The organism is Paenibacillus sp. SZ31 (assembly GCF_012912005.1).
In the GTDB taxonomy this organism is placed as follows: Bacteria; Bacillota; Bacilli; order Paenibacillales; family Paenibacillaceae; genus Paenibacillus.
In genome coordinates this window covers 115,463-137,911 of the sequence record NZ_JABBEA010000013.1, presented here as the reverse complement: position 1 = coordinate 137,911, position 22,449 = coordinate 115,463, and the positions used below count along the sequence as shown (strand labels likewise).

The 22,449-nt window shown below is 45.9% G+C and carries 24 protein-coding genes and 1 riboswitch; of the genes, 3 read left to right on the top strand and 21 right to left on the bottom strand.

The features are described from left to right. Positions 1–120: 120 nt before the first annotated feature. The 4 genes from HF638_RS21885 to HF638_RS21870 all read right to left on the bottom strand — a co-directional run bounded on the left by HF638_RS21885 (position 121) and on the right by HF638_RS21870 (position 3,542). Complete coding sequence (locus HF638_RS21885) at positions 121–942, bottom strand: hypothetical protein (RefSeq protein WP_169482050.1); 822 nt, start codon at positions 940–942, stop codon at positions 121–123. A gap of 249 nt (positions 943–1,191) precedes the next feature. Next, entirely contained in the window at positions 1,192–1,830 is a 639-nt protein-coding gene (locus HF638_RS21880; RefSeq protein WP_169482049.1) for a hypothetical protein, read from the bottom strand. Beyond that, positions 1,814–2,905: a glycosyltransferase gene (locus tag HF638_RS21875; RefSeq protein ID WP_169482048.1), complete on the bottom strand. Its 1,092-nt coding sequence runs from the start codon at positions 2,903–2,905 to the stop codon at positions 1,814–1,816. Before HF638_RS21875 ends, HF638_RS21880 begins: the two co-directional genes overlap by 17 nt. Further along, complete coding sequence (locus HF638_RS21870; RefSeq protein ID WP_169482047.1) at positions 2,883–3,542, bottom strand: glycosyltransferase family 2 protein; 660 nt, start codon at positions 3,540–3,542, stop codon at positions 2,883–2,885. Before HF638_RS21870 ends, HF638_RS21875 begins: the two co-directional genes overlap by 23 nt. A gap of 190 nt (positions 3,543–3,732) precedes the next feature. Here HF638_RS21870 and HF638_RS21865 point away from each other — a divergent pair, with 190 nt between their 5' ends. From HF638_RS21865 to HF638_RS21855, 3 genes are all read left to right on the top strand, one after another. After that, positions 3,733–4,473, top strand: coding sequence for a GT-D fold domain-containing protein (locus HF638_RS21865; protein WP_169482046.1), 741 nt, complete (start codon positions 3,733–3,735; stop codon positions 4,471–4,473). Positions 4,474–4,656: 183 nt separating this feature from the next. Further along, positions 4,657–4,926 (top strand): hypothetical protein, encoded by a 270-nt coding sequence (locus HF638_RS21860; protein ID WP_036607821.1) that lies wholly within the window; start codon positions 4,657–4,659, stop codon positions 4,924–4,926. A gap of 587 nt (positions 4,927–5,513) precedes the next feature. Beyond that, positions 5,514–5,702, top strand: a complete 189-nt coding sequence (locus HF638_RS21855) for a hypothetical protein (protein ID WP_169482045.1) — start codon at positions 5,514–5,516, stop codon at positions 5,700–5,702. Positions 5,703–5,721: 19 nt separating this feature from the next. On the opposite strand, the gene HF638_RS21850 is transcribed toward HF638_RS21855, so the two are convergent. The 17 genes from HF638_RS21850 to sigF all read right to left on the bottom strand — a co-directional run bounded on the left by HF638_RS21850 (position 5,722) and on the right by sigF (position 22,443). Further along, positions 5,722–6,495: a peptidoglycan recognition protein family protein gene (locus tag HF638_RS21850; RefSeq protein ID WP_169482044.1), complete on the bottom strand. Its 774-nt coding sequence runs from the start codon at positions 6,493–6,495 to the stop codon at positions 5,722–5,724. Further along, a complete protein-coding gene (locus tag HF638_RS21845) occupies positions 6,492–6,917 on the bottom strand; it encodes a phage holin family protein (protein ID WP_169482043.1) in 426 nt (141 codons plus the stop codon). Before HF638_RS21845 ends, HF638_RS21850 begins: the two co-directional genes overlap by 4 nt. 162 nt (positions 6,918–7,079) lie before the next feature. Beyond that, on the bottom strand, positions 7,080–7,565 hold the full coding sequence (ytfJ, locus tag HF638_RS21840) for a GerW family sporulation protein (RefSeq protein WP_169482042.1): 486 nt from the start codon (positions 7,563–7,565) through the stop codon (positions 7,080–7,082). A gap of 148 nt (positions 7,566–7,713) precedes the next feature. Then, positions 7,714–8,457 carry a DUF2953 domain-containing protein gene (locus HF638_RS28920; protein ID WP_169482041.1) on the bottom strand — a complete coding sequence of 248 codons (744 nt, stop codon included), beginning with the start codon at positions 8,455–8,457 and terminating at the stop codon, positions 7,714–7,716. Positions 8,458–8,829: 372 nt separating this feature from the next. Beyond that, positions 8,830–9,486, bottom strand: a complete 657-nt coding sequence (gene scpB, locus HF638_RS21830; protein WP_169482040.1) for an SMC-Scp complex subunit ScpB — start codon at positions 9,484–9,486, stop codon at positions 8,830–8,832. After that, on the bottom strand, positions 9,455–10,255 hold the full coding sequence (locus HF638_RS21825; protein ID WP_017687652.1) for a segregation and condensation protein A: 801 nt from the start codon (positions 10,253–10,255) through the stop codon (positions 9,455–9,457). Before HF638_RS21825 ends, scpB begins: the two co-directional genes overlap by 32 nt. Before the next feature lie 104 nt (positions 10,256–10,359). Further along, positions 10,360–10,827: a 6,7-dimethyl-8-ribityllumazine synthase gene (gene ribH, locus HF638_RS21820; protein ID WP_017687651.1), complete on the bottom strand. Its 468-nt coding sequence runs from the start codon at positions 10,825–10,827 to the stop codon at positions 10,360–10,362. Between the two features lie 103 nt (positions 10,828–10,930). After that, entirely contained in the window at positions 10,931–12,163 is a 1,233-nt protein-coding gene (locus tag HF638_RS21815; RefSeq protein ID WP_169482039.1) for a bifunctional 3,4-dihydroxy-2-butanone-4-phosphate synthase/GTP cyclohydrolase II, read from the bottom strand. A gap of 37 nt (positions 12,164–12,200) precedes the next feature. Continuing rightward, positions 12,201–12,869, bottom strand: a complete 669-nt coding sequence (gene ribE / locus HF638_RS21810; RefSeq protein WP_076331330.1) for a riboflavin synthase — start codon at positions 12,867–12,869, stop codon at positions 12,201–12,203. Between the two features lie 60 nt (positions 12,870–12,929). Beyond that, positions 12,930–14,033, bottom strand: coding sequence for a bifunctional diaminohydroxyphosphoribosylaminopyrimidine deaminase/5-amino-6-(5-phosphoribosylamino)uracil reductase RibD (gene ribD, locus HF638_RS21805; protein ID WP_169482038.1), 1,104 nt, complete (start codon positions 14,031–14,033; stop codon positions 12,930–12,932). A gap of 327 nt (positions 14,034–14,360) precedes the next feature. After that, a riboswitch (FMN riboswitch) is annotated at positions 14,361–14,527 on the bottom strand. Between the two features lie 170 nt (positions 14,528–14,697). Continuing rightward, positions 14,698–16,011: a hypothetical protein gene (locus HF638_RS21800; protein WP_169482037.1), complete on the bottom strand. Its 1,314-nt coding sequence runs from the start codon at positions 16,009–16,011 to the stop codon at positions 14,698–14,700. A gap of 112 nt (positions 16,012–16,123) precedes the next feature. Beyond that, positions 16,124–16,555: a peptidylprolyl isomerase gene (locus HF638_RS21795; protein ID WP_017687646.1), complete on the bottom strand. Its 432-nt coding sequence runs from the start codon at positions 16,553–16,555 to the stop codon at positions 16,124–16,126. A gap of 248 nt (positions 16,556–16,803) precedes the next feature. After that, entirely contained in the window at positions 16,804–18,135 is a 1,332-nt protein-coding gene (gene lysA / locus HF638_RS21790) for a diaminopimelate decarboxylase (protein WP_145148860.1), read from the bottom strand. 103 nt (positions 18,136–18,238) lie between these two features. Continuing rightward, complete coding sequence (locus tag HF638_RS21785; protein ID WP_169482036.1) at positions 18,239–19,906, bottom strand: spore germination protein; 1,668 nt, start codon at positions 19,904–19,906, stop codon at positions 18,239–18,241. Positions 19,907–19,930: 24 nt separating this feature from the next. Further along, positions 19,931–20,359, bottom strand: a complete 429-nt coding sequence (locus HF638_RS21780; protein WP_169482035.1) for a stage V sporulation protein AB — start codon at positions 20,357–20,359, stop codon at positions 19,931–19,933. Further along, positions 20,340–20,996, bottom strand: coding sequence for a stage V sporulation protein AA (locus HF638_RS21775; RefSeq protein WP_169482034.1), 657 nt, complete (start codon positions 20,994–20,996; stop codon positions 20,340–20,342). Before HF638_RS21775 ends, HF638_RS21780 begins: the two co-directional genes overlap by 20 nt. A gap of 691 nt (positions 20,997–21,687) precedes the next feature. Continuing rightward, positions 21,688–22,443 carry an RNA polymerase sporulation sigma factor SigF gene (gene sigF, locus HF638_RS21770; RefSeq protein ID WP_036607856.1) on the bottom strand — a complete coding sequence of 252 codons (756 nt, stop codon included), beginning with the start codon at positions 22,441–22,443 and terminating at the stop codon, positions 21,688–21,690. Positions 22,444–22,449: the final 6 nt, after the last annotated feature.

Sequence of the window (22,449 nt, the reverse complement as noted above, 5' to 3'; positions counted from 1 at the left end):
AGACCTCCCCAGGACATTCTCCCCCATATAATAAAGAACCTGGCAAGGCAAGGCTCTGTGAAGGGGAGGACACAGATGCCATTTGATACCTTGCCAGGAGCAATCAACCTTATTTAGATATTAGATCTTGCTTGGTGCACTAAAACGTTTAATACTGCCGATTTTTCCGTCAGCACGTTCAGGATCAAGAATCTGCAAGGAGATTGCAGATGCAGAAGCGGCAGCGCGCTGCGCATTGATGCTGAATGTTCCTTTTGCACGGCACATGTACAGCTCGGTTTCAACACCTGCATACGAACCATCTTTTTGCTGGAACGTACCGTGATGAATGACAGAGATCGGGAATGGTACTTCGTCAACCAACAGATCAACCATGTCTACAATTTCTTCACGTTTGTAGTTCAGTACAATCTCCTTGTCGATATGGGCAGCATTCAGAATGACTACACCTTCCGCTTCATCGTAGAAGAACGCATTAGGTGCCACCGCCATTCCTTTGGTGCTGAGTTGTTTCAGCAACGTGTTGGAATCTTTGAGACGAACTGTAATACCGCCGTTCTTGTCATAGATTGTACTTGCGTATTTCGGCTTGGCTTCAGCAAATCCAGAATTGGATACACCTGCAGCCACTGTAGACTGCTCATTCAGCACCCATACATAAGACTTCACTTGTTCTTGTACCGTTGAACCCATCATCAGCTGGATCGCATCCAGATCGAATTTGGCGTCTGTTGCCGATACTTCGATCGATTTGGACTTCACCAGTACATCAATGGCGAACAGACCGTCGCCACCAAAGATGTCCTCAAGCTCCACGTTAAGGTCAATTTTCAGATCTTGCAGGGTACCCAGGGTAACTACCTCAATTTCGCCCATCGGATCTTTGGGAAGGCGTTTAGCCATAAAAGTACCTACACCTTTGATAATCATTTTTTTAGCCATTGAACAGTCCACTCCTTAGGATATTATGTATTTTTAGCTACGGAGACTTGCTTAAGTCTGTACCAGGTTAAAAGACTTCATGATCGGGAGATCCTTCTTTAACCCGTCTGGCTGTTCGCTGTCTCTGCTTTTTATAGTGTAGAACGCTATCTTCATTCCCTAACGATAATGCAAACGAAATATATTGAAGCACGAATATGCCTGTCATTGCAAAAGGAAAAGGCCTATATACGATCAAAGAAAAGACCCCTACATTAGAGGGGCCATTCTGTTTGGCAAAGCATCTATAATTTGGGCTACCTGTTCTGCTCGTTCTTTGATCTCATATTCATCGGCAGTAACCAGATGAACATGTGAGCAGTATTTGCCATGCTCATAGATTCTCTCAGGTGTAATGAAGACAACGTCAGCAACTGCTTCCATCTTGTGTTTGTGCTTCTCATATTGATCGGGATCGGTCAACGAATCGAATACGACCAGATCAGGATATGCTGTCTCGACAGAACTTGCCAGCCGACTATCGTTCACCCAGTAGATCACGCGATCACCTTGAAACAGCGTACGGACATTCTGTCCTACACGGGCCACGACAAAGTTTGGAAGCGCCGGATGAGGATACTCCAAGGCATCTACCTGATAGAATTCATCACTGGAATTGATATATATTACATTGTAGCCTACTTCCGCGAGTGCCTTTAACAGCCGCTGTGGTCGACGCCCAAATCTTTCACTATGAAAATCGATCGCAGGCAGATATACAATCGTTGTATCCGTGTTTGGGATGTATGTCGTAACATTGAACTCCGTCGTGTCAATCTTTATTTCTTCAAGTTCAATTGGCGGTGGTGTAGATTGGCTACCAAACATTCGCTTAAATATCTTTTTCATTTTTTCTGCCTCCCATGACCTGATTAATCATCTTCACTGCATCCAGTGCCCTGCCATCCCAGCTATTAGACTTTGCCACTCTTACTCGTGCTGCAATTTTGGAAGCACTATTCTCACGAATCGCTTTCTCCAACATCAATCCACAATTATGCTGATCCATAAAGTAAGTTACATCGCTGTATTTATGAACAATTTCCTCCATACGAGTCGTCAACACAGGCTTGCCCGCAGACAAGTATTCGTAATATTTGATTGGATCGCAGCCACGGATCATCTCTGTCAGCTTGAATGGAACGATACAGACATCAAATTGGGCAATGTAGGCGGGAAGCACTTTGTAATCTTTGTGCGGAAGACAAGTCACATTGGGATGCACAATATTTTTTTGATAGAGGGCATTGTTTCCAATTAGAACGACACGATAACCTTTATCTGCAATAGCGGTAATCAGTGAATAATCCACCCACGATGCCATTGCCCCATGGAAACCCACGATCTTTTGCCCATCATGAACATCGGGAAAGTCCGCCGGTTTGGGCAGAATTGCCCGTGCTTTCTCAAAATGATGAACATCTGCCCCATTCGGGCACATAAAAATCGGTTTGCCGTCATGTTTGTGGGCTTCATACATCACCTTGGCAGTCGTAGCAATAAGATCCGCACGGTCAAAACATTTCGGGATGTAGGATTTCCACACAGCAAACTCGTCAGCCGAATTATCAAGGTAATCAAATACGGTAAAATCAAACTTCCTTCCATCCGAATAATTGTACTGACCTGGATTCGAGAACCAGAGTACCTTCTTTCCTTTGACCAGGTGATCGTAGTTCACACCTTTTTGCACAAGGAACAGATCCTCATTTAACCTTTCAATCGGGCGGCTCTGCTTTCTGTACGTTTCTTCATTGATAAAGATAGCCCGTACACCTGGAATTTTGGAGAAGGCGGTCATCAATTGCTGAGGACGTTGGAACAAGAGGTTCCAGTCAAGGGCGGGCGGGTAGACAATGGTCATTTCTAAACTTTCAAAAACCGGATTTTCTCGTTTCTTTCTACGAAGCAGCCAATTGAGCAATCAACTCCACCCCTTCCGCATAGGCATGAACGGGACGCAACCGAGTATCTACAAACAGTTCAAACCCCAATCTTCGAGCTTGCTCACAGAATGGTGCATCTTCACCTGTTGGATGAGAACCATATCGAACGCCTGCTTCGATCACTTCACGCTTAATTAAATACACGGCACCTGTCAGTTCTACCGGGAACAAACCCGCTTTGAATTCAGGCATATGTTTTCCGCCGATCATGGCATTATGAGCCTTCAACTTTGGATGATTCCGTATAAGCATGGCGCATACATCCTTGTCATTATCCATTAACTGCTGCAAGCTGTACTCCGGAATGATGATATCCGTATCAATCGAGAACAGATAATCACAGTCCGATTTCAGAAACTCATCCAGCAGCATATTTCTCAACAACGCCAGATTGTGATAGGAATATTGCCCACGCATATGACCGTATGTTCTCCCCAAATTGTGAGTCAGATAAGGAATCTGATAATGATCAAGGATGTGCTCCGTCTGATCTTCACTATCATTCAGGATGTACATATAATGCTTCTGCACAGCTTGTTGCTCAAGTGATTGCAAGTGCCGTTCCATAATCCAAGCCCGGTTTCGCACAGGACTACCTATAAATACGTTTTTCACAGTCCATCCCCTCTCCCTTTTTACCTAGTCTAGACTGTTCCTCAATAACCTTCGCACGTTGAACAAAAAAGGAATGATTCCTCAAAAGAAGAGAGAGAACGAAGCATTTTTCCTATCCTAGTACAGAAGGAGTTGATGAATATGTATACCGAAGAAACTATTATTCACACATGGGAAGAAGGTGACATGCATGCTCGGAAGTGTCGAATTAATCCGTAACTGGTTCCAAATGGCCTCTGATGGAGAAGCCCATGCTTCTGTTCGATTTGGAGATGCTTCCAATACCATTCTGGCTCACGATACCGTTCTAACTATGGATTTCATTAAGTCTCATTACGGCTGGTTGAACGATCCCACCTACTGTGGCATAACCTTACCCAATGCAAGTGCGAGAGAAATTATCGTACACTGCCTGCGAAAAGCGGATTACGTCGGACATCTGATTCAGACAGATCACTGGTATTTCAAGCCGTTGTTCGATATGTGTCTTGCATATTACAAGGTTGAACCCAAGGAAACCTTCTATGCTTTTGAGAATAATTACATCGCCCGATTCAAGTTATTCTATGAAACATTCAAGAATATGCCTATTCTAATCTGCGGAGCCAAGGCCGAGCAATATCGAGAAGTTCTGGAGCGGAGATACGGGTGGACAAGCATCGTGGGAACGGTGGACTGCCCCTCGTGGTCTCATGTGAGCACGGCATCCAAACAAATGGAACATATATACCAACAGACACCGTGGAAGCTCGCTCTGGTGTGCGCAGGTGCACCCGGTAAAGTACTCGCTATTAAGGCGAAAAAACTGCAAACCGTGGGTGTGGATTTCGGCTCTGGAGCAGATGTTGCCATTCAAGCTGACATCGAAAATCTGAATGCCTGGGATTACAACGGATTTCCCGACTATTGGGAAGGCAGACCCAAAAAATGACCCTCTCCGGGTCTTTTTTACTGGGTAAAACTGTGATTCTATTCCGATTTCATCGCCTTAGTGGCTGTTGATAATTTAAACTATCTGCCTTATTATTGTTAAGATAACTCCTAATCTAACCTGGTTTAAACTTGCATGAAGAGGAGCTCTGCTAAGATATTCAAACCGTTGGAGGGAAATGTAATGGCGTACTCGCAGTCAAAGACCGAAATAGTAGCAACTCATTTACGAACAAGATTTATGGAAGGTAACGTAGAGGGACATGAGATCGTTGTTGCCTTGATCAGTATGGTCAAAGCTGAGAAGATTAATTTAGATGAGGTTGCCCCTATTCTCTCTACAGTCTTTTTTGAACAACCGCAAGGTATTCTGTTGGCACTCGAAAAAGCTAGCACTCTGATTGATGATGAATTAATTGATTCCATTCTCCACGAAGTAAACGAAAAGGCTTAATCTTACATACAAGGGGAGAGCTTATCATCTGATTTTAATTTACATCAATCAATTATTCTCTCCACACTTTTAGATTGAATAGATTCATCACTGAGAAATTGGACTTTCTCCGTTATTTTCCGTCCTTCTCCGCTTATTCTAGTAGTATTACGAAGGAGGGGACACCGATCGAGACAGTGAATAAAGCCATTTTATTTCTAGCAGTTATTGAAACCATGCTTGAAGCGCTCCACCATACTGAAGTAGATCAGACCGAACTTGTGGATTCGCTTGTCATGTTAGGCTTTGATCCTATTGAGATGTTGTACGAGACAAATACGATTAGATCTTTCCAAAAGATATGCAGGGCTTTCGCAGAACTTCATCTTACAGATGAGGCCCTGAACACGTTCTCAAAAGAGTAGTTACATAGGCAGAACCCCACATCACAATGACGTGGGGTTCTGCTTTTCTATATTTTTATTTTCAACCCGGTTTGACCAGTTCAGCTTAACCTTCTCCATCCTGCCTCGTATAGGTCATCTAGGGACCATGGACATCTCCATCGCCCCTGTTGACTCTGACTTAATTAACGAAAGGATGATTGTATGAGCCCGGCCAAACCAACACATGTGATCGAAACGAATCAACTCGCTGTTATTGGAGTCGTCGATGCATCCTCGATTCAGACCCAATATGAACTTGAGTATCCTGATCATATCGTGATTATACAACATTATTATTTTTTAAAAGACCCAGCTCACTTTAACTCATGGTTAACAAGCAGGCAAGCATAGCCCCTTTTCAAGATGCACTTTAGGTCAGGCTTTTTTTGCGTCTGCGCTCATCAATTAAGACCTTCAGCAACAATAACTCTCCATAAGTCAACTTCTTCTTACGTACCTTCTCTACCCATGCCCAATCGTCAATTACTTTGTCGTTGTAGGCATCTCCGATGTACTGATCAAGTTCATTCCAGGCCCATTGTGCATAATCCAGAACCGTATTCATATCATCATCCTCCGTGACTGCTACTTCTTGCAGCGGGTTTAATTTTGTATGTACTGCTTGCTTAAATCTTTCATATTCACTTGGTTGTTTAATCCATGGGAGTGGGCATTCCTTCCATCCAACCACTTCTTTATGTGTGAAGAAAACGGGTGGGAAGCCCCGTTCCCTGATGAGGTATACCGCGAGGTCTACAACGTTATTGAATGTATCTTCATGGATACTGCCATCCTTTTCAATGCACATCTCAATGCCCACTGTACTATTGTTTGGATATGTCCCAAGCTTGGCTAGCGCTTCCTTCGTGTATGTTGCGCTCCCGCAGTGGTAGGCCAGTTCATCATCCGGTAGACTGTTATATATCGAAGTTCGATCTACCGAAAAATGTGCACTTGCATAACGGCCTTGCACTGCTTTATTGGAATCTTGCTCTGCCAAACTTGCAAAGTATTTGCTAATGTTCTTCGCGGGCGCTCCGGGAGAAGCCGTATAATGCATCACAATTCCACGTTTCGCTTTTAATTTCAGTCCGGCTCGACTGTATTTATTAACAGGTATGTAATCCTTGGTGATCTGTATCATGACATCTTCTCCTTGTCTTCAACTTGATCTTCATTACCTCGAAGCTTAAAGAGAGCTGAAGTGATAAACTTCGGTACAGGCAGGCCCAGTTTGCCCAGGTTTTCCAAAATACTGATTCCTTCGGTACCAATGATGAACATTAACATCGCATCTCTCATAAAATCATTTGAATTGCCTGCAACCATATCCAGTTGATGTGCAATAATGACAAAGACAAATGTCAATGACTTACGAGCAAGCCCCCACCATCCAACCCTGCTGGATAACTCTTTCCTATACCATGCAGACAGCACCCCTGTGATGTAATCCAGCCCCACAAAGATGGTCACTGCAATAAACAGGTGATCAATTCCTCCTACCAAATACACGACTGCCGATAGCAGCCAGCCAAACAAAACCATAAAAACGGTGTCTCTGTGCATTCACGTTCCCCCTTCAATAACCTATTTCATGTCTAGGTTAGGCGGATTACAGATATAAGTCTCATACGATACGGAAACCTCCGAAAAAACACTCACTATTCGCTAAACAAACAGCAAAAAATCCCTCACGCTGGGAGGCGAGAGGGATCATGAGGAGATGATTCAGCTATAGGTTGATGGATCTGGTGTAACAGGTACACCTGTTGTATTCGTTGGCGTTGTTGTATTACGTTGGAACATACCCTGAATTCTGTCGAGAACATAAGGGGTGGAGTCAATGAGTTTCTCAAATAGATGTGTTGAATTATCGAGTGGTACGATGTGCACGCCCTGTTTGCCTACGACCAGGAACGCGATAGGACGAATGGATACACCACCACCACTACCGCCTCCAAACGGAGAAGCAACTTTAGCTGAACTAGCATGTTCAGTTGATGTACCTGTAGCACCACTTTTGCCACTACTTCCTTCATTGACGTTAAAATCACTGCCACCAGCAGCGAACCCGAATCCTACCTTACTGATCGGCAGAATCACGGTACCATCTGGTGTTTCGACTGCATCGCCAACAATTGTATTGACATCCACCATGGCCTTGATATTTTCCATAGCAGTTTCCATTAAGCCTTGAATTGGATGATCTGACATTTAAATTCCCTCCAGTTTCAATGTAAGCTAGGTTTGATCTAACCATATCATCCCCAAACTTGAAGGGACTTATGTAAATAAGCAATCGAAGTATACGCTGTGTACTCCAACCTCACATTTTCAAAAACAGACCTGATATGATGGGAATTTATCGTGTTGTCCCACTAAGCTTTTGCTTTTGCTTCTCCTTCTCCTTCTCCTTACGCTTGCGGCGTTGTTCTTGAAGAAGCTTAAGCCACATCCGCCATCCGCCTTCGACTTGGAGCACACGGGTGAGTAGCGTAACTCCAGCGATCAAAAGAGCTGTAATCCGAATTTTCACTCTGCAGTCGAGCTCTGTTCTAAACTCCATTTCGTCTGACCATACCGGCATAACTTGAAGCACAGGTGTATCATCGAAACGGATCTGATAGGTGAGAAAACCAATGATAATGGACTTGATACTCCACACCCAGCCCGTCAGCACCGCTGTGTATGCTGCATCGCCAACCCCGATGTGGGTAGACCAGGATAGCTCAGTCATATGTACATGCGTGAGTGTTTGCTTGAGCCATAGCTTGAGCGCATCGGTCGCCCTTAGCATAACCTTTACATCTTTGGCCCACTTCTTGACTTTACGTTTGTTAACTCGCTCACTTCCCTGGGCTTCTCCTCTGGAGTGATTCATGGATTGTTCGGTCTTGACCAGGAAACCTTCCTTCATATTGCGAAAAACAATACTGGGGATTTCATAGTTAATCCGCACGATTCCATAGAGAAGACGAACATTAATATTGGCGTAATCATCACTTTTATGTTTACTGAATGTAAAATGTACATGAACATTTGAGATGAGGACTGCGGCAATCAGCAATGCGAACAACAAACCGATTCCTCCAAGCCAAATCCACACAGGCCTTACCTCCAAGCCCTCAATTCTTTTCTCGTCTAGTATGGCACTCTGGATAGGAAAAAATTCACGCCTGACCTAAAAATCCCATTTCATATTTGTTTGGAAACGGTCCTTAACCTTTTATATAAACAAATTGGACTAAAGATTAGTTACACTGGTCACTCCGATGACAGAATAACCTTCCGATCGCTGTTATCCCCAGATTTTTTTGATTCCCTTTTCTAAAGGGTAAATCCGAGGATAAAGGCGAACACTCCGTTTCTTCAGATTATTTCTGTCCTCTCCGTTATGTGTAATGTTTAGTTCAATTTATAAAAAAAGGCACAAAAAAACCGACCCCACTTTGGGTGTCGGTTAATATGAACTTGCAGATTAAAGTGAAGAATCCGTATTATCGTCTTCGTTGTCAAATTGACTTAGAACATCCGCCCGATCAGCACTTTCCGGTTCCAGTTGTTGCAAATCCAGTTTGTTGAATAACAGTTGTGTCTCTTCCTCCAGGTTTTCCGAATCTTCGAACAAGCCTAGTTCCGGAAGGTCTTTAATTGAAGCCAGTCCGAAATAATCCAGGAATGACTTGGTCGTTCCGTACAGAATTGGTCGTCCGATCGCCTCGGCCCGTCCCACTTCAATAATCAGATCCTTATTCACAAGTGTATGAATAGCCCGCTCAGATTTTACACCGCGGATTTCCTCAATCTCAACCCGTGTAATCGGCTGCCGATACGCCACGATGGCCAGCGTCTCCAGAGCCGCCTGGGATAAGGAAGTTCGTGCTGGAGAATACGCAAGTTTCTCGAAATACACAGCGTGCTCAGGCAAGGTACCCAACTGCACTACGCCGGCGATTTTGAGAATCTGTACACCTCGTCCCTGCTGTAAAAATTCACCAATCATCTCCTCAATCGCGTCCGTTACAAGCTCCACTCGCTGGTCGACGATCTCGGCAATTTGTTTGATACTCAGACCTTCTTCTCCGGACAAAAACAGCAGGCCTTCAATAATCGATTTCAATTTCCGAAAATCCATGATTCTTTGTTTCCCCTCTCCACTCCATAACGATATCCTCAAACATCCGCTCCTGATAACAGACAATCTGCTTCATCTTCATCAGTTCCAGCACCGCCAAGAAAGTCACGACAATCTCATGGCGATAGATATGCTCATCCATCAACTTGGAGAACAAAAGTCTGCCTCCCGGCCCCATACTTTCCAAAGCGCCGATGACATCCCGTATCCGGTCCTTAACCGATATTTCATCCCGTTTGATCCGGGTTACGGTTGTACGCTTCTCAGCCTTGCGTAGCGCCTTCTGAAATGCAGCAATCAGGTCAGAGGTGTGTAATCCCTCAACTGGGTTCGAAGGGGCTTCTACAGGCATATAAGGGCGCAGATCCTCGGGCTCTTTGGAAAAAATAAGGCTGCGTTCCCACTCCCGTTCATGAAGATGACGCGCAATCCCCTTGTACTTGCGATATTCTATCAGACGTGCGATCAACTCTGCACGTGGATCATAATCTTCTTCTTCCATATAATCATAATCCTCGAAATCCTCAATTACCGGTGGTTTTGGCAATAAAAGTTTGCTCTTGATCGACAGCAGTGTTGCTGCCATGACCAGAAATTCACTCGTAATATCCAGTTCCAGTTCCTGCATCGAATGCAGATACGCCATGTATTGATCGGTAATATCGCTGATGGGAATATCCTGGATATGAATTTCAGCCTTATCAATCAGATGAAGCAGCAGATCCAAAGGCCCTTCAAAAGTCTCCAGTTTGTATGTAACTACCGTCACTAGACGAATCCTCCCGCCAGAAAAATACAAAACCCTGCTAAGCCGTCCGAATCCGGTTTCCCGTTTTCGTCTGCGCAAAGCAGGGCACTACTATTAAATAAGCACTATTTTAGCTGTTTCGTCAAGTTTGCCATCTCAATTGCCGCCGTAGCTGCATCCCAACCTTTGTTACCCGCCTTGGTTCCGGCACGTTCAATTGCTTGTTCAATATTTTCAGTTGTAACCAGACCGAAGATCGTAGGCACGCCTGTTTTCAGGTTAATTGCTGCTACCCCTTTAGCCATCTCGTTGCACACATAATCGTAATGAGTAGTTGATCCACGAATAACAGTTCCCAGGGTAATCACTGCATCATACTTGCCGCTCTCTGCCATTTTCTGCGCAATCAAAGGGATTTCGAACGCACCTGGAACCCAGGCTACATCCACTTCATCATCTTGCACGCCGTGACGTTTGAATGCATCAAGTGCTGCGCTAAGCAATTTGCTCGTGATGAATTCGTTAAAACGTCCAACAACAACTCCATATCTTGATCCTTCTGATACTAAATGTCCTTCAAAAAATTGTGGCATTCAAGTCATCTCCCTAACGGTATAATATAATGTAAGCAACGGAAATTCCGAAGTAATCACTTCCATAAATTACATGGTAAAAGTGTGTTCATCTACAACGCATTTACTCTTCGTTCTGCTCGATATCATCGAACTTCAGCATATGTCCCAGCTTGGCTTGCTTGGTATGAAGATAAACGGTATTATCCTCATTCTCCTCCATCTGGATGGCGACACGCTCTACCACTTCAAGTCCATATCCTTCAAGGCCTTTGATCTTGCGAGGATTGTTTGTTAGCAATCTGATCTGACGAACCCCAAGGTCTTTCAGAATTTGAGCGCCAATCCCGTAATCACGCAAGTCGGCAGCAAAGCCCAGCTTCAGGTTTGCATCCACCGTGTCCAGACCTTCTTCTTGGAGCTTGTAAGCTTTGAGTTTGTTGATCAGCCCAATGCCCCGACCTTCCTGTCTCATATAGAGCAGTACGCCATTGCCTTCCTCATGGATCTGTTTGAGTGCCGCATCAAACTGCGGACCACAGTCACAACGATGAGAATGGAATACATCGCCTGTCAAACATTCAGAGTGTACACGCACCAGTACGGGTTTGGAACCATCAATCTCACCTTTGACCAGAGCCACATGCTCCTTGTTGTCCACAGCGTTTGTATAGGCCACCGCTTGGAACTCACCAAAGTCTGTAGGCATACGTACAGCCACTTCACGTTGAACCAGTTGCTCTTTTTCGTTACGGTAACGAATCATATCCTGAATGCTGATCAACTTCAGATCATGCTTGCGAGCAATCTCCTGCAGATCCGGAAGTCTGGCCATCGTGCCATCTTCCTTAATCACTTCACAGATCACGCCTGCGGGATACGAACCGCACATGATAGCAAGATCTACAGCCGCTTCCGTATGTCCGGCACGCCGAAGCACACCGCCGTCTTTTGCAATCAACGGGAACATGTGACCAGGCTTACGGAAGTCCCCGGCTTTCGCTTCAGGATCGATCAGACCTTTCACAGTAATAGAACGTTCATGTGCCGAGATGCCTGTTGTAGTATCTTTGTGATCCACAGAGACGGTGAAGGCCGTTCCATGGAAATCCGTATTTTGTTGAACCATGGGTTTCAGGTTAAGTTCGTCCGCACGTTGTTGTGTAATCGGAACACAGACCAGACCTCTACCTTCAGTAATCATGAAATTGATGACTTCAGGTGTCGCCTTTTCGGCCAAAGCGATAAAATCGCCTTCATTCTCCCGATCTTCATCATCCACAACAATGACGGGTTTACCACGCATGAGATCATATATGGCTTCTTCTACCGTGTCCAGAATGGATTGTTCTGACATTGGTCCACCTCCAGTTTATTTCTGTTCTCTACTTTCATTATGCAAATCCGTGATTGGCGAGAAAATCTTCACTGATACTGCGCGGCTTGCCAGCACCCGTCTCCTGATGTCCTCTCCCATACTGCAGCAAATGATCCACATATTTCCCCAAAATATCGCATTCGATATTGATGGTATCCCCTGTCTTTTTGACATTTAGTACAGTCTCACCAATCGTATGAGGGATAATGGAAACTGTGAATGCGGTCTGTGAAGTATGGACAACGGTCAAGCTAATGCCATCCAGTGTAACTGACCCTTTGGGGATCAGATATTTGAACAACTGGTGATCATCCGGCTTGATCTCAAACACAATTGCGTTCTGATCACGAGTGATACTGCCGATCACTCCAGTACCATCGACATGGCCCTGAACGATATGTCCGCCAAAACGGCCGCCTGATTGCATGGCTCGCTCCAGATTAACTTTACTGCCAGATTGCAACTGACTGAGATTGGTATGACGATACGTTTCAGGCATTACATCGGCGGTAAAACCTCCACCTTCCAGCGTTGTCGCTGTCAAGCATACTCCGTTCACTGCCACACTATCGCCAATCTTTAGATCGTCCATGATGGCGGAAGCCCCGATATTCAGGACCATCGCTTCGCCCTTCCGACCAATACGCCGAATCTGACCAACTTCTTCCACCAAACCGGTAAACATGCTGCCGCCTCCCTCGATCATTTCTAAGGATCCTTACTTATTACTTTATGATCCATTTATTTATTCAGGCCACACCGGAATACCGCCAATGCTGATATTATCTCCAACTTGTTCGATTTCCAGCTGATTCAACTGAATCGCCTGATTCATACGTTCCACACCCTCGAAGCGGAAGCTTCCAGGTGTATCATAACCGCCTACAATCTTAGGAGCGATAAACATCAGCAAGCGATCGACCAACCGTGCCTCCAACATGGCTCCATTCAGAGTGCCTCCACCTTCAAGCAAAATTGAACCGATCTCACGCTCACCCAGCTTGCTAAGTCCGCTTAACAGATCAACACGTGGTCCAGGACCACAGCGTATAATTTCGATGCCGTAGGCTTCCAAACGCTCAGCAGCTTCAGGACTGGCTTCGTCTGTTGTCAGTACCCATGTTGGGGCTAGACCATCTTTAACCATCTTGGCACCTAAAGGAAGACGCAGCTTGGAATCCACCACAATGCGTACCGGACTAATGCCTTCTACTTGCAAACGGGTTGTAAGCTCCGGATTATCGGCAATAACTGTGTCCACGCCAACCATAATTCCCTGGTGACGATGACGAAGCGCATGAACAATCTCACGAGCGGGCTCGTTGGAGATCCACTTGCTGTCTCCGCTGCGAGTAGCAATCTTTCCATCCAAAGTCGTAGCCGTCTTCAGCGTCACGAAAGGTAGACCCGTTGTAATAAATTTAATGAATTTTTCATTCATGCGTCTTCCACGCTCACGCAATACACCAACTTCAACTTCAATGCCTTGTTGACGGAGCATGCTTATGCCCTTGCCGGATACTTGCGGATTTGGATCTTCACAACATACCACGACACGTTTCACCTTTTCATGAATCAGGCGTTCACTGCAAGGTGGCGTCTTGCCATAATGACTACAGGGCTCGAGTGTAACGTATACCGTACTGCCCTCTGCGTCGCTTCCTGCCATGTTAAGTGCATGCACTTCCGCATGACCAGTTCCACGTTTCAGATGGCTTCCCAAGCCTACAATACGCCCTTCTTTTACAACTACACATCCAACGACCGGATTAATTCCCGTCTGTCCCTGTGCTCGTTCCGCCATATCAAGTGCCAGTGCCATATAAAATTCATCATTGATCATTTCCAAATCCGTTCACCCCGCGGTTTAAAGTCTTAGTCTTAATTATAAAAAATCCCCGTCGAACAATCAGTTCGATGGGGATGATGAGAGACAAATGTCAACAGCAGGAGTGAAATGGATACAGCACGCCAACACTTTGCCCAAAACTTCATTTCGGGCAAGTGAAAATAGACACATACCTTAATGAAAATCAATTACAGGTAAAGAGCTTCTATAGTGTGGCATATGTATGGAACTGTCCGGCGTATCCGGATCTTCCCTGCACAGTGCATACATCACAAATAGTGACTGTGCAGCAATACTCCTGCTGAATGCAAACCCGTTAGGTCTGCACCTCTCCTTCTCCCATCCAGACTATACTGTCGGTTCTGGAATTACACCAGATCAGCCATCTGCCATAGGCAGACAGGTCACGGACTTTGCATCAAGTGCTGGACTTGTGTCCTTACACTTCCTGCATCACCGCCGGTAGGGAATCGCACCCTGCCCTGAAGGATTGCTTTCGTTATTAATTGGATGTTAGCACTTTAATGCCAAAAAATCAATTGTTTTTTGTTCCTTTTTGTCACATACTAACTTTTAATAAGCTAAGAAACAACAAAAAACCGCTTCCTCCCAAGGAGGCACGGTTTTTACTTGGAGGCATTTCACATCCATCCATCGCATCATTCTACATATCAGGAAAACACCAGCTCGCCATATGCTTCAATTCTTTGGCATTATAAAATGGAATGCGGTCAGGTTCTTGCAGGGGCGAAGCGGGAAGCGGAAACTCTCTTGCCACTCTTCTGACCCAACTTGTCGAGTCGATCGCGATAGCAGAGCATTTCCAGCGTCCATTCGTTCTCGGTCGAAACGTCCCATGCAAATCTGCTTTTGCCGGCATCTCTGGAAAGACACCATCCAGATATTCGACGATGACACGCTTGTCTCTCACTTCATGACAGTATACCGTCACCCATACCCCTTCCCGGACCCGAACAGCATATACATCTCCAGACTGTACCTCCCCGGTACCTGCATCAGGAGATGCCTTTGGTACTTTTCCGCGAACACTTCTCTTCTTCTCCAATGCACCTAAGATCGTGTCCTTTACTGCTGGACTCACCTCAGGCTTATCCGAAAGAGATATGTTACTCAGATCAAAATCATGGAATATCTTGTTTAGGTTGTTCTCATTGATTCCGACAGATGAGTCCCACCACGCCAGAGGCGCCTGCACTTCAACCCGAACATTGGGGCGCTCGTCACGCTGTATGTAAGTCGTAAATTGAGTTATCATTCCGGGACGTTCCGGCGTATCCAGTATGCCAATCAGGGCTAACGTCTCAAGCAAGTCACGATAGGCATATTCCTTTTGTGTAGGCAAAAGACGTTCCTTCTTGAGCGCAACTGCTGCCTTACTATAGCGTGTTTTGGGAGGTAATTCGCGTAGCACCGTTAATGCTGCACGGAATGTCCAGCGGTCGTATTCATTGGGTATTGGAAGCTCCTGTGCGGCAGCCAGCTCTCGAAGTGCCAGCATTTGTCCAAAGGGATCACCGTCCAACGGGGTTCCATTGGTCATGCGCCAATACCATTGCAACGTCGTGTCGGTGGCTTGATCTACACTTAATCCGCAGATCTTACAAGTGCTCGAAGATGGATACGGCGTGTGTTCATGGTCTGGCATACTACTTGCAATAAGCTTGCCCGTAAGAAGCGAGCGCCAGATCATGGGTGCTGACCACAAAGAAGAGACAAAGGCCTGCGCTGCATTCTCTATCGTCCATTGATTCGCAAGTTTTTTCAGCTCAGTAATCGTTTCATCATGTTGCGGACGCACAAATCGATTCGGTTCATGCCCGGCTGCCTCAAGAGCTTCTCTATCCTGTGCGGGTACACTATCCGGAACGACATGTCGCGATGCCTGCAGTTCTTCATCCCACAACGAACGATCACTATAAATTTGCTTTAACAAGCTTAGCTGAGAAACGATATCCAAGGTTCATTCATCCTTTCCAATTATCGATTTCGAATACGTGACATGTAAAAAATAAAAAAAGTGCTTCTATAAAAGAAGCACTTCATGTTTGGATCCAGTTAAGCTGAAGGTATTAAGCTTCTACGACTTCAACAGTTTCCATTTTGTCTTTACCTTCTAAAGCGTCTACGAACTCCATACCTTTAGTTACTTTACCAAATACAGTATGTTGTCCATCCAAATGTGGTTGCGGTTGGTAGCAGATGTAGAACTGGCTTCCACCTGTGTTACGGCCAGCATGTGCCATAGCGAGTGTTCCGCGCTCATGTTTGTTCGGGTTGATTTCACAGTTGATTGTGTAACCTGGGCCACCTGCACCGCTACCGTTAGGGCATCCGCCTTGAGCTACGAAGCCCGGGATAACGCGGTGGAATGTAAGACCATTGTAGAAACCGGAGTTAGCCAGTTTCTCAAAGTTTGCTACTGTGTTTGGAGCTTCTTGATCGAACAGGTCGATCAGAACTTCTCCGCCGTTTGCCAATTTAATTTTCGCTTGTTTCGCCATATGTAAATGACTCCTTTCGTATTGACCATCGTTAATGGTACCAAAACGCATGACCCTGGGCCAAGCATTACAGCACTTTTCTTAGTGTACACCGAAAATGTCTGGATCGCAAAAAAAACGGCAACTTTTTTCATGAATTAGCTCAAATACACAAAAAGCAGACGAAAAAGGAAGTTCCCTTTTCATCTGCTTCAACTGTAAAACTCATATATCCTCAATAATGTAGAGACACATTATCTTTTGACGAATTAGCGAGTTACTGGCTGTTTGCCAATACGTGCAGGTACCAGGTCATTCTGGATGATATCCTGATACGTCTCACGGCGTACAACGACATCCCCTTGACCGTCTTTGACAAATACAACGGCAGGACGACGAATCCGATTGTAGTTGCTTGCCATGGAGTAGTTATACGCGCCTGTGCAAGCTACAGCGAGCAGATCGCCACTTTCCACTTTTGGCAAGTCCAGATCCCAGATCAGCATATCGCCACTCTCGCAGCATTTACCCGCAACGGATACGGTTTCCTGAGCAGCCTCATTCGCACGGTTGGCAAGCACAGCTTCATACTTGGATTCATACAAAGCAGGACGTGGGTTATCGGTCATACCACCATCAACGGCAACATATTTACGCACGCCTGGAATGTCTTTGCTTGTTCCAACGGTATACAGCGTTGTTCCCGCTTCACCCACGATGCTGCGGCCTGGTTCAACCCAGATCTCAGGGACGGCATAGCCGATTTGAGCAAAATGATTTTTAACTGCATCTGTAATAGCCTTCACGTATTGCGCAACTTCAAGCGGCGTATCTCCATCGATATAACGGATTCCGAATCCACCACCAAGGTTAACCACTTTGAAAGCAACGTTAAGACGCTCATATACGCTTGCTGCAAATTCAGCAACACGTTGAACAGCCATCTGGAAGCCTTCAACTTCGAAGATCTGGGAACCGATGTGGGAATGCACACCGAGCAATACCAGGTTAGACTGCTTGGAAGCCAGTTCAATCGCTTCAAATGCTGTACCATTGCCGATATCAAATCCAAATTTCGAATCCGTCTGACCAGTGGAGATATATTCATGCGTATGTGCCTCAACCCCAGGCGTCACACGAAGCAAAATGTTTACTTTACGATTTTTGTCCGCTGCTACAGCCTGCAACAGATGCAATTCATTGAAGTTATCAACAACAAAGCATCCGATCTCTGCATCAAGAGCCATTTCGATCTCTTCCAGCGTTTTGTTGTTACCATGGAAATGAATGCGCTCAGCCGGGAATCCTGCTTGCAGTGCAGTAAACAGTTCACCGTCAGATACGACATCCAGGGAAAGTCCTTCTTCAGCGGCAAGGGCACACATCGCCATTACACAAAATGCTTTACTTGCGTAAGCAACCTGGAAGCCCAGCCCGGAAGCACGGAAAGCTTCCATATACTCTCTGCAACGCTCGCGAACCAATTGCTCGTCCACAACGTACAGGGGAGTTCCAAATTGTTCTTTCAGATCTGTTGCATCGACTCCGCCAATCTCCAGATGTCCTTGCGCATTTATTTTACTTGTACCATGTAAATACATAATCTGCATTCCTCACTTTTTATATACTGGAACAATTGATATTCCAATGATTTTACACCAGTATATCAAATTAGGCAGCGAGATGAATGGATTTTTCGGAAGATCATTTGTGTTTTTTACTTTTTCGCAGTTCCCCGTCCGGATCATCGGACATTTTGGTGTTGTCACGGGTTTTATTGAATGATGGACGTTTTTTATTTTCCAGCAACGGAAGCCGGAATAAAAAGTTGCCCAGGGCCTTTGCATTAAACGGTATAAAAGGCCAGAGATACGAAGAATTGTACGACCGGTGAACGGTAAGCGCCAATATAAGCAATGTACAGCCCACGACCAATCCCGGAACCTTGAATATCGCTACGGCAATGAGCAGAACTAACCTGACCAGCCTATTGGCGAGACCCAGCTCGTAACTTGGCGTGGCAAACATGCCGATGGCTGCGATGGCCATATAGAGTACAACTTCATTGACAAAATATCCCGTTTTCACGGCGATATCCCCGACCAGAATGGCCGCGATCAAGCCCATGGCCGATGCCAGAGGTGTAGGCGTATGAACCGCTGCCATCCGTAATAAGTCGACGCCAAGTTCGATCAGGAGAAACTGTAGAATTAACGGAAGCTTTACATTTTCCTGTGGACCAATGAAGTCGAGTCCCATGGGTTTAATCGAAGGGTCGATAACCATGAGAAGCCATAGTGGTAGCAAAAACAACGATATAAGAATCCCTGCAAAACGCACCCATCGTAAATAGGTTCCCATCAAGGCCGTCTGTCTGTTCTCTTCCGCATGCTCACACAGGTCGAAGAAGGTCGTAGGCAGAATCATCACACTGGGGGAAGTGTCTACGAAAATGACGACTCGTCCTTCCAGCAAATGAGAAGCTGTAACATCTGGTCGTTCTGAATAACGAACGAGTGGGAACGGATTCCATCCCTTGTTGATAATCGCTTCCTCCAGCTGCTTATCGGCGGCGGGAATACCATCGATATCCACTCGCTGAATTTTTTCCCGGACTGAATCCACCTGCACTTTATCCACAATATCATCAATGTACACCACGCAGACGTCCGTTTGTGTTCTCCGCCCCACCTGCATGATCTCAAACTTCAATCCAGGGTCGCGTATTCTGCGACGCACTAATGTTACGTTGGTCAGGAGCGTCTCGGTAAAGCCGTCTCTGGAACCTCGGACTACCCTTTCCAATGAAGGTTCTTCCGGTGAACGTACCGGGTAACTGCGGGTATCCATAATTAGGACCGAGCGATCCCCTTCAACGAACATTGCGCTCATACCGGTAAGAACCTTGTTGATGACAGCACTCATCTTATCGACTTTTTCTACCTGAATATGGGGAATATAACATTCAAAATAGGATTTGAGTGCGTGTCCGGACACGTCATCCGGTGTGAGATAGGTCAATCTTTTTAACACTTCAAGCAATATCTCATCCTTCGCGAAGCCGGTGATCATCAGCAATCCAACGTGCTTGCCACCCAGAACCATTTCCCTCATGTTCACGTCGAAGGATTCTCCAAGCCCCAGCACCTGTTGCAGGGTATATCTGTTCTCACTCATGCGTGGTGAAATATCATCATTTTCTTGCCAATACTGCACTGATTCCTCAATACTATCGGACATCTCATTCTGTTTTTTCTTATCGTACGCTTTCTCCTCTTCCTCCTTTTGAATCTCATAAGCCGACTTGTGTAACATCTCTTCCGTTATACCTTCACTATTTTCCTGGCCTGTATGTTCCGTTCGTTCATCCATTTTCCATCCTCCTATGGCCCCGAGCTACCGCTGATATATAAAAAAATCAAACAGGGAACCTGTCATTTTGCCCAAAATCATGGCGAGCAGTAATCCAAACAAATAAGGTTTCATGCCCAGCCTTTTGGCTAGCACGGGCAGTACATTGAGTACCTCAGTGAGCGCCGCGGCCAGCAGGCCGATGAACACACCACAGAACAGACCAATGATCGGGCTGAGCAATAGCACCCCCTGCATTTTCCAGTGCCAAAAATCCGCCACAGTACCGAGCAGCGAACCACCAATTAGCGCCCCTTCGTACCAATGGGTCTTGTCATACGATTGCGTAATTTGAGCCAATCTGGGGATCATATCGAGCACCAGAATAAGCGCAATTACGCCGCTTCCTACGGCAATCCCCCCTGCGATGCCCAGTACAATGCTGATCGCTCCATTAAGAACGCTCATCCGCATTCATCTCCCCGCGTTCCTGCTCATGCATCCGTTCGCTTTCTTCAATCACCACATATTTATCTACATTTTGTTGGTACAGAAACATCTCCACTTCGAGCGGGGTAGGCTCCTCATTCCACTTCTTCTTGAACAAATGGTTAAAGAATACCGCCATCCCGAATCCAATGCCGATGGAATACGCCACTTGGAACAGATACGGATGTTCATCCCGATGCCCTGTAAGCATCTCCACAATACGAATCTGTACTTCCTGCATGTTCACATCGGCATGAAAATTCATAATGGTTAAGGCCGATCCGAAGAACAGCAGCAGCCAAACCAATATGAACAGAGACTTGGAAGGTTGACCATTTCCCGCAATGACTTCAACAAGTGTATGGCCGGATCCAATCAGTTCCACGCTTACCTCAGGCAAGATGTGCCGAATGCTGGGAATAATCTGCAATATATCAATGAGGATCAGATTGCCGTCCTCCGGTCCAGGGTGCAGCAGTTCAAGCTCCAGTAACCTGTCCTCCTGATCTTCAGAAGAAGTCAGCACATGGGCAATGTCTCCAAGCTTGACTGCTCTGCCCCTCTGGATGCGAATACGGCTGCGTAGACGAACGTAGACCATTGGAGTGGGTGTCTGGGACATCCATAGCACTCCTTTACTGCGTAATTTAGGTTAGTATTTGAAGAATGTGCAAATTTATTACAAACGGGTTGGAAAAAGATCGGGAGGTTGTACTAGTGCTGCGGGATGGATCGGTCATTGGTCGCTGTTATCCCCGGATTTCTTGAACTCTCCTTTTCAAGGAGGAAATCCGGTGCTAAAGGCGAACGCTTCGCTCCTTTTGACCGATTCCATCCCTCCGCTGCCCATCGTCCTCCCGTTTCCAAACGTTTGAAATAAATATGCTGGGATGGGTGGGCAGGAGGGAATTGAAAGAAAAGCTTTTTGGGGTTATTTTGCTCAAAATTCTATGACTTTGGAGTTGTCTTCTGGGACCGTCTAGACTACAGTTGTGTAGAAATTTGGAGACAAAGGCGAACGCTTCGCTTCTTCAGGTCTAATCTGCCGCCTGTGTTGCTTATGTATCCCCTTAGATGAACCCTCATGCTTCGCTCCTTTTGACCGATTCCATCCCTTCGCTACCAGTCATCCTCCCGTTTCCAAACGTTTGTAGTAAATATACTGGGAGGTGGCAGGGAGGGATTTAAAAGAGAGGGGAGGTTATTTGTTTCACTAACAACAAATAACCTCCCTCGCCATAATGCGCGATAGAAGGTTGTTAGTTGTCGTATATTGGTATATAAACGCCAATATTGTTGTTTACAATCCCGAATCACTGCGCGATCTGGTCGCGGATGGATTGCAATATTTTTTTCTCCAGACGTGATACCTGCACCTGAGATATTCCCAGTCTGCTGGCAACCTCGGACTGCGTCTGATCCCGGTAATACCGAAGATAAACGATTAACCGCTCCCGCTCGCTGAGACCACCAATGGCTTCGTTCAGCGCCAGCTTGTCAAACCAACGTTCCTGAGACTCATCGGCAATCTGGTCCATTAACGTAATGGGATCGCCGTCATTCTCGAATACCGTCTCATGGATAGAAGTCGGTGGTTTGTTCGCTTCCTGGGCAAATACAACTTCCTCCGGGGTTACCCCCAGCTCCGCGGCAACTTCCTTGATCGTTGGCAAACGATCCAAATGCTTGGACAGTTCGTCCCTTTTCTTTCGGACTTTATTCGCCATCTCTTTCAGTGAACGACTGACCTTCAGCGTACCATCATCCCGCAGGAATCGCTGGATTTCTCCGATGATCATCGGCACCGCGTAGGTTGAGAACTTCACGTCATAACTGAGATCGAATTTGTCCACTGACTTGAGCAGACCGATACAACCAATCTGGAACAGATCCTCCGGGTCATATCCCCTGTTCATAAAACGCTGTACGACGGACCAGACGAGTCTGATGTTGCAGTTCACCAGCGTATCCCGTGAGACATGGTCACCCGACTGACTGAGCGCAATCAGCCGTTTGACCTCGGCATCGTCCAAATAGGTCTGTGAAGATGGTTTCACTTCAGCATCCATAAGAAC

Excerpts from the sequence above, each read along its gene's own strand:
- HF638_RS21885 (WP_169482050.1), bottom strand. The coding sequence starts at position 942 with ATGGCTAAAAAAATGATTATCAAAGGTGTAGGTACTTTTATGGCTAAA.
- sigF (WP_036607856.1), bottom strand. The coding sequence starts at position 22,443 with ATGGATGCTGAAGTGAAACCATCTTCACAGACCTATTTGGACGATGCC.
- HF638_RS21865 (WP_169482046.1), top strand. The coding sequence starts at position 3,733 with ATGCTCGGAAGTGTCGAATTAATCCGTAACTGGTTCCAAATGGCCTCT.
- ribH (WP_017687651.1), bottom strand. The coding sequence starts at position 10,827 with ATGCCACAATTTTTTGAAGGACATTTAGTATCAGAAGGATCAAGATAT.
- scpB (WP_169482040.1), bottom strand. The coding sequence starts at position 9,486 with ATGGATTTTCGGAAATTGAAATCGATTATTGAAGGCCTGCTGTTTTTG.
- ytfJ (WP_169482042.1), bottom strand. The coding sequence starts at position 7,565 with ATGTCAGATCATCCAATTCAAGGCTTAATGGAAACTGCTATGGAAAAT.
- HF638_RS21850 (WP_169482044.1), bottom strand. The coding sequence starts at position 6,495 with ATGATACAGATCACCAAGGATTACATACCTGTTAATAAATACAGTCGA.
- HF638_RS21880 (WP_169482049.1), bottom strand. The coding sequence starts at position 1,830 with ATGAAAAAGATATTTAAGCGAATGTTTGGTAGCCAATCTACACCACCG.
- HF638_RS21815 (WP_169482039.1), bottom strand. The coding sequence starts at position 12,163 with ATGTCAGAACAATCCATTCTGGACACGGTAGAAGAAGCCATATATGAT.
- HF638_RS21780 (WP_169482035.1), bottom strand. The coding sequence starts at position 20,359 with ATGCGGATGAGCGTTCTTAATGGAGCGATCAGCATTGTACTGGGCATC.
- HF638_RS21785 (WP_169482036.1), bottom strand. The coding sequence starts at position 19,906 with ATGGATGAACGAACGGAACATACAGGCCAGGAAAATAGTGAAGGTATA.
- HF638_RS21855 (WP_169482045.1), top strand. The coding sequence starts at position 5,514 with ATGAGCCCGGCCAAACCAACACATGTGATCGAAACGAATCAACTCGCT.
- HF638_RS21860 (WP_036607821.1), top strand. The coding sequence starts at position 4,657 with ATGGCGTACTCGCAGTCAAAGACCGAAATAGTAGCAACTCATTTACGA.
- lysA (WP_145148860.1), bottom strand. The coding sequence starts at position 18,135 with ATGTATTTACATGGTACAAGTAAAATAAATGCGCAAGGACATCTGGAG.
- ribE (WP_076331330.1), bottom strand. The coding sequence starts at position 12,869 with ATGTTTACCGGTTTGGTGGAAGAAGTTGGTCAGATTCGGCGTATTGGT.
- HF638_RS21775 (WP_169482034.1), bottom strand. The coding sequence starts at position 20,996 with ATGTCCCAGACACCCACTCCAATGGTCTACGTTCGTCTACGCAGCCGT.
- HF638_RS21845 (WP_169482043.1), bottom strand. The coding sequence starts at position 6,917 with ATGCACAGAGACACCGTTTTTATGGTTTTGTTTGGCTGGCTGCTATCG.
- HF638_RS21795 (WP_017687646.1), bottom strand. The coding sequence starts at position 16,555 with ATGGCGAAACAAGCGAAAATTAAATTGGCAAACGGCGGAGAAGTTCTG.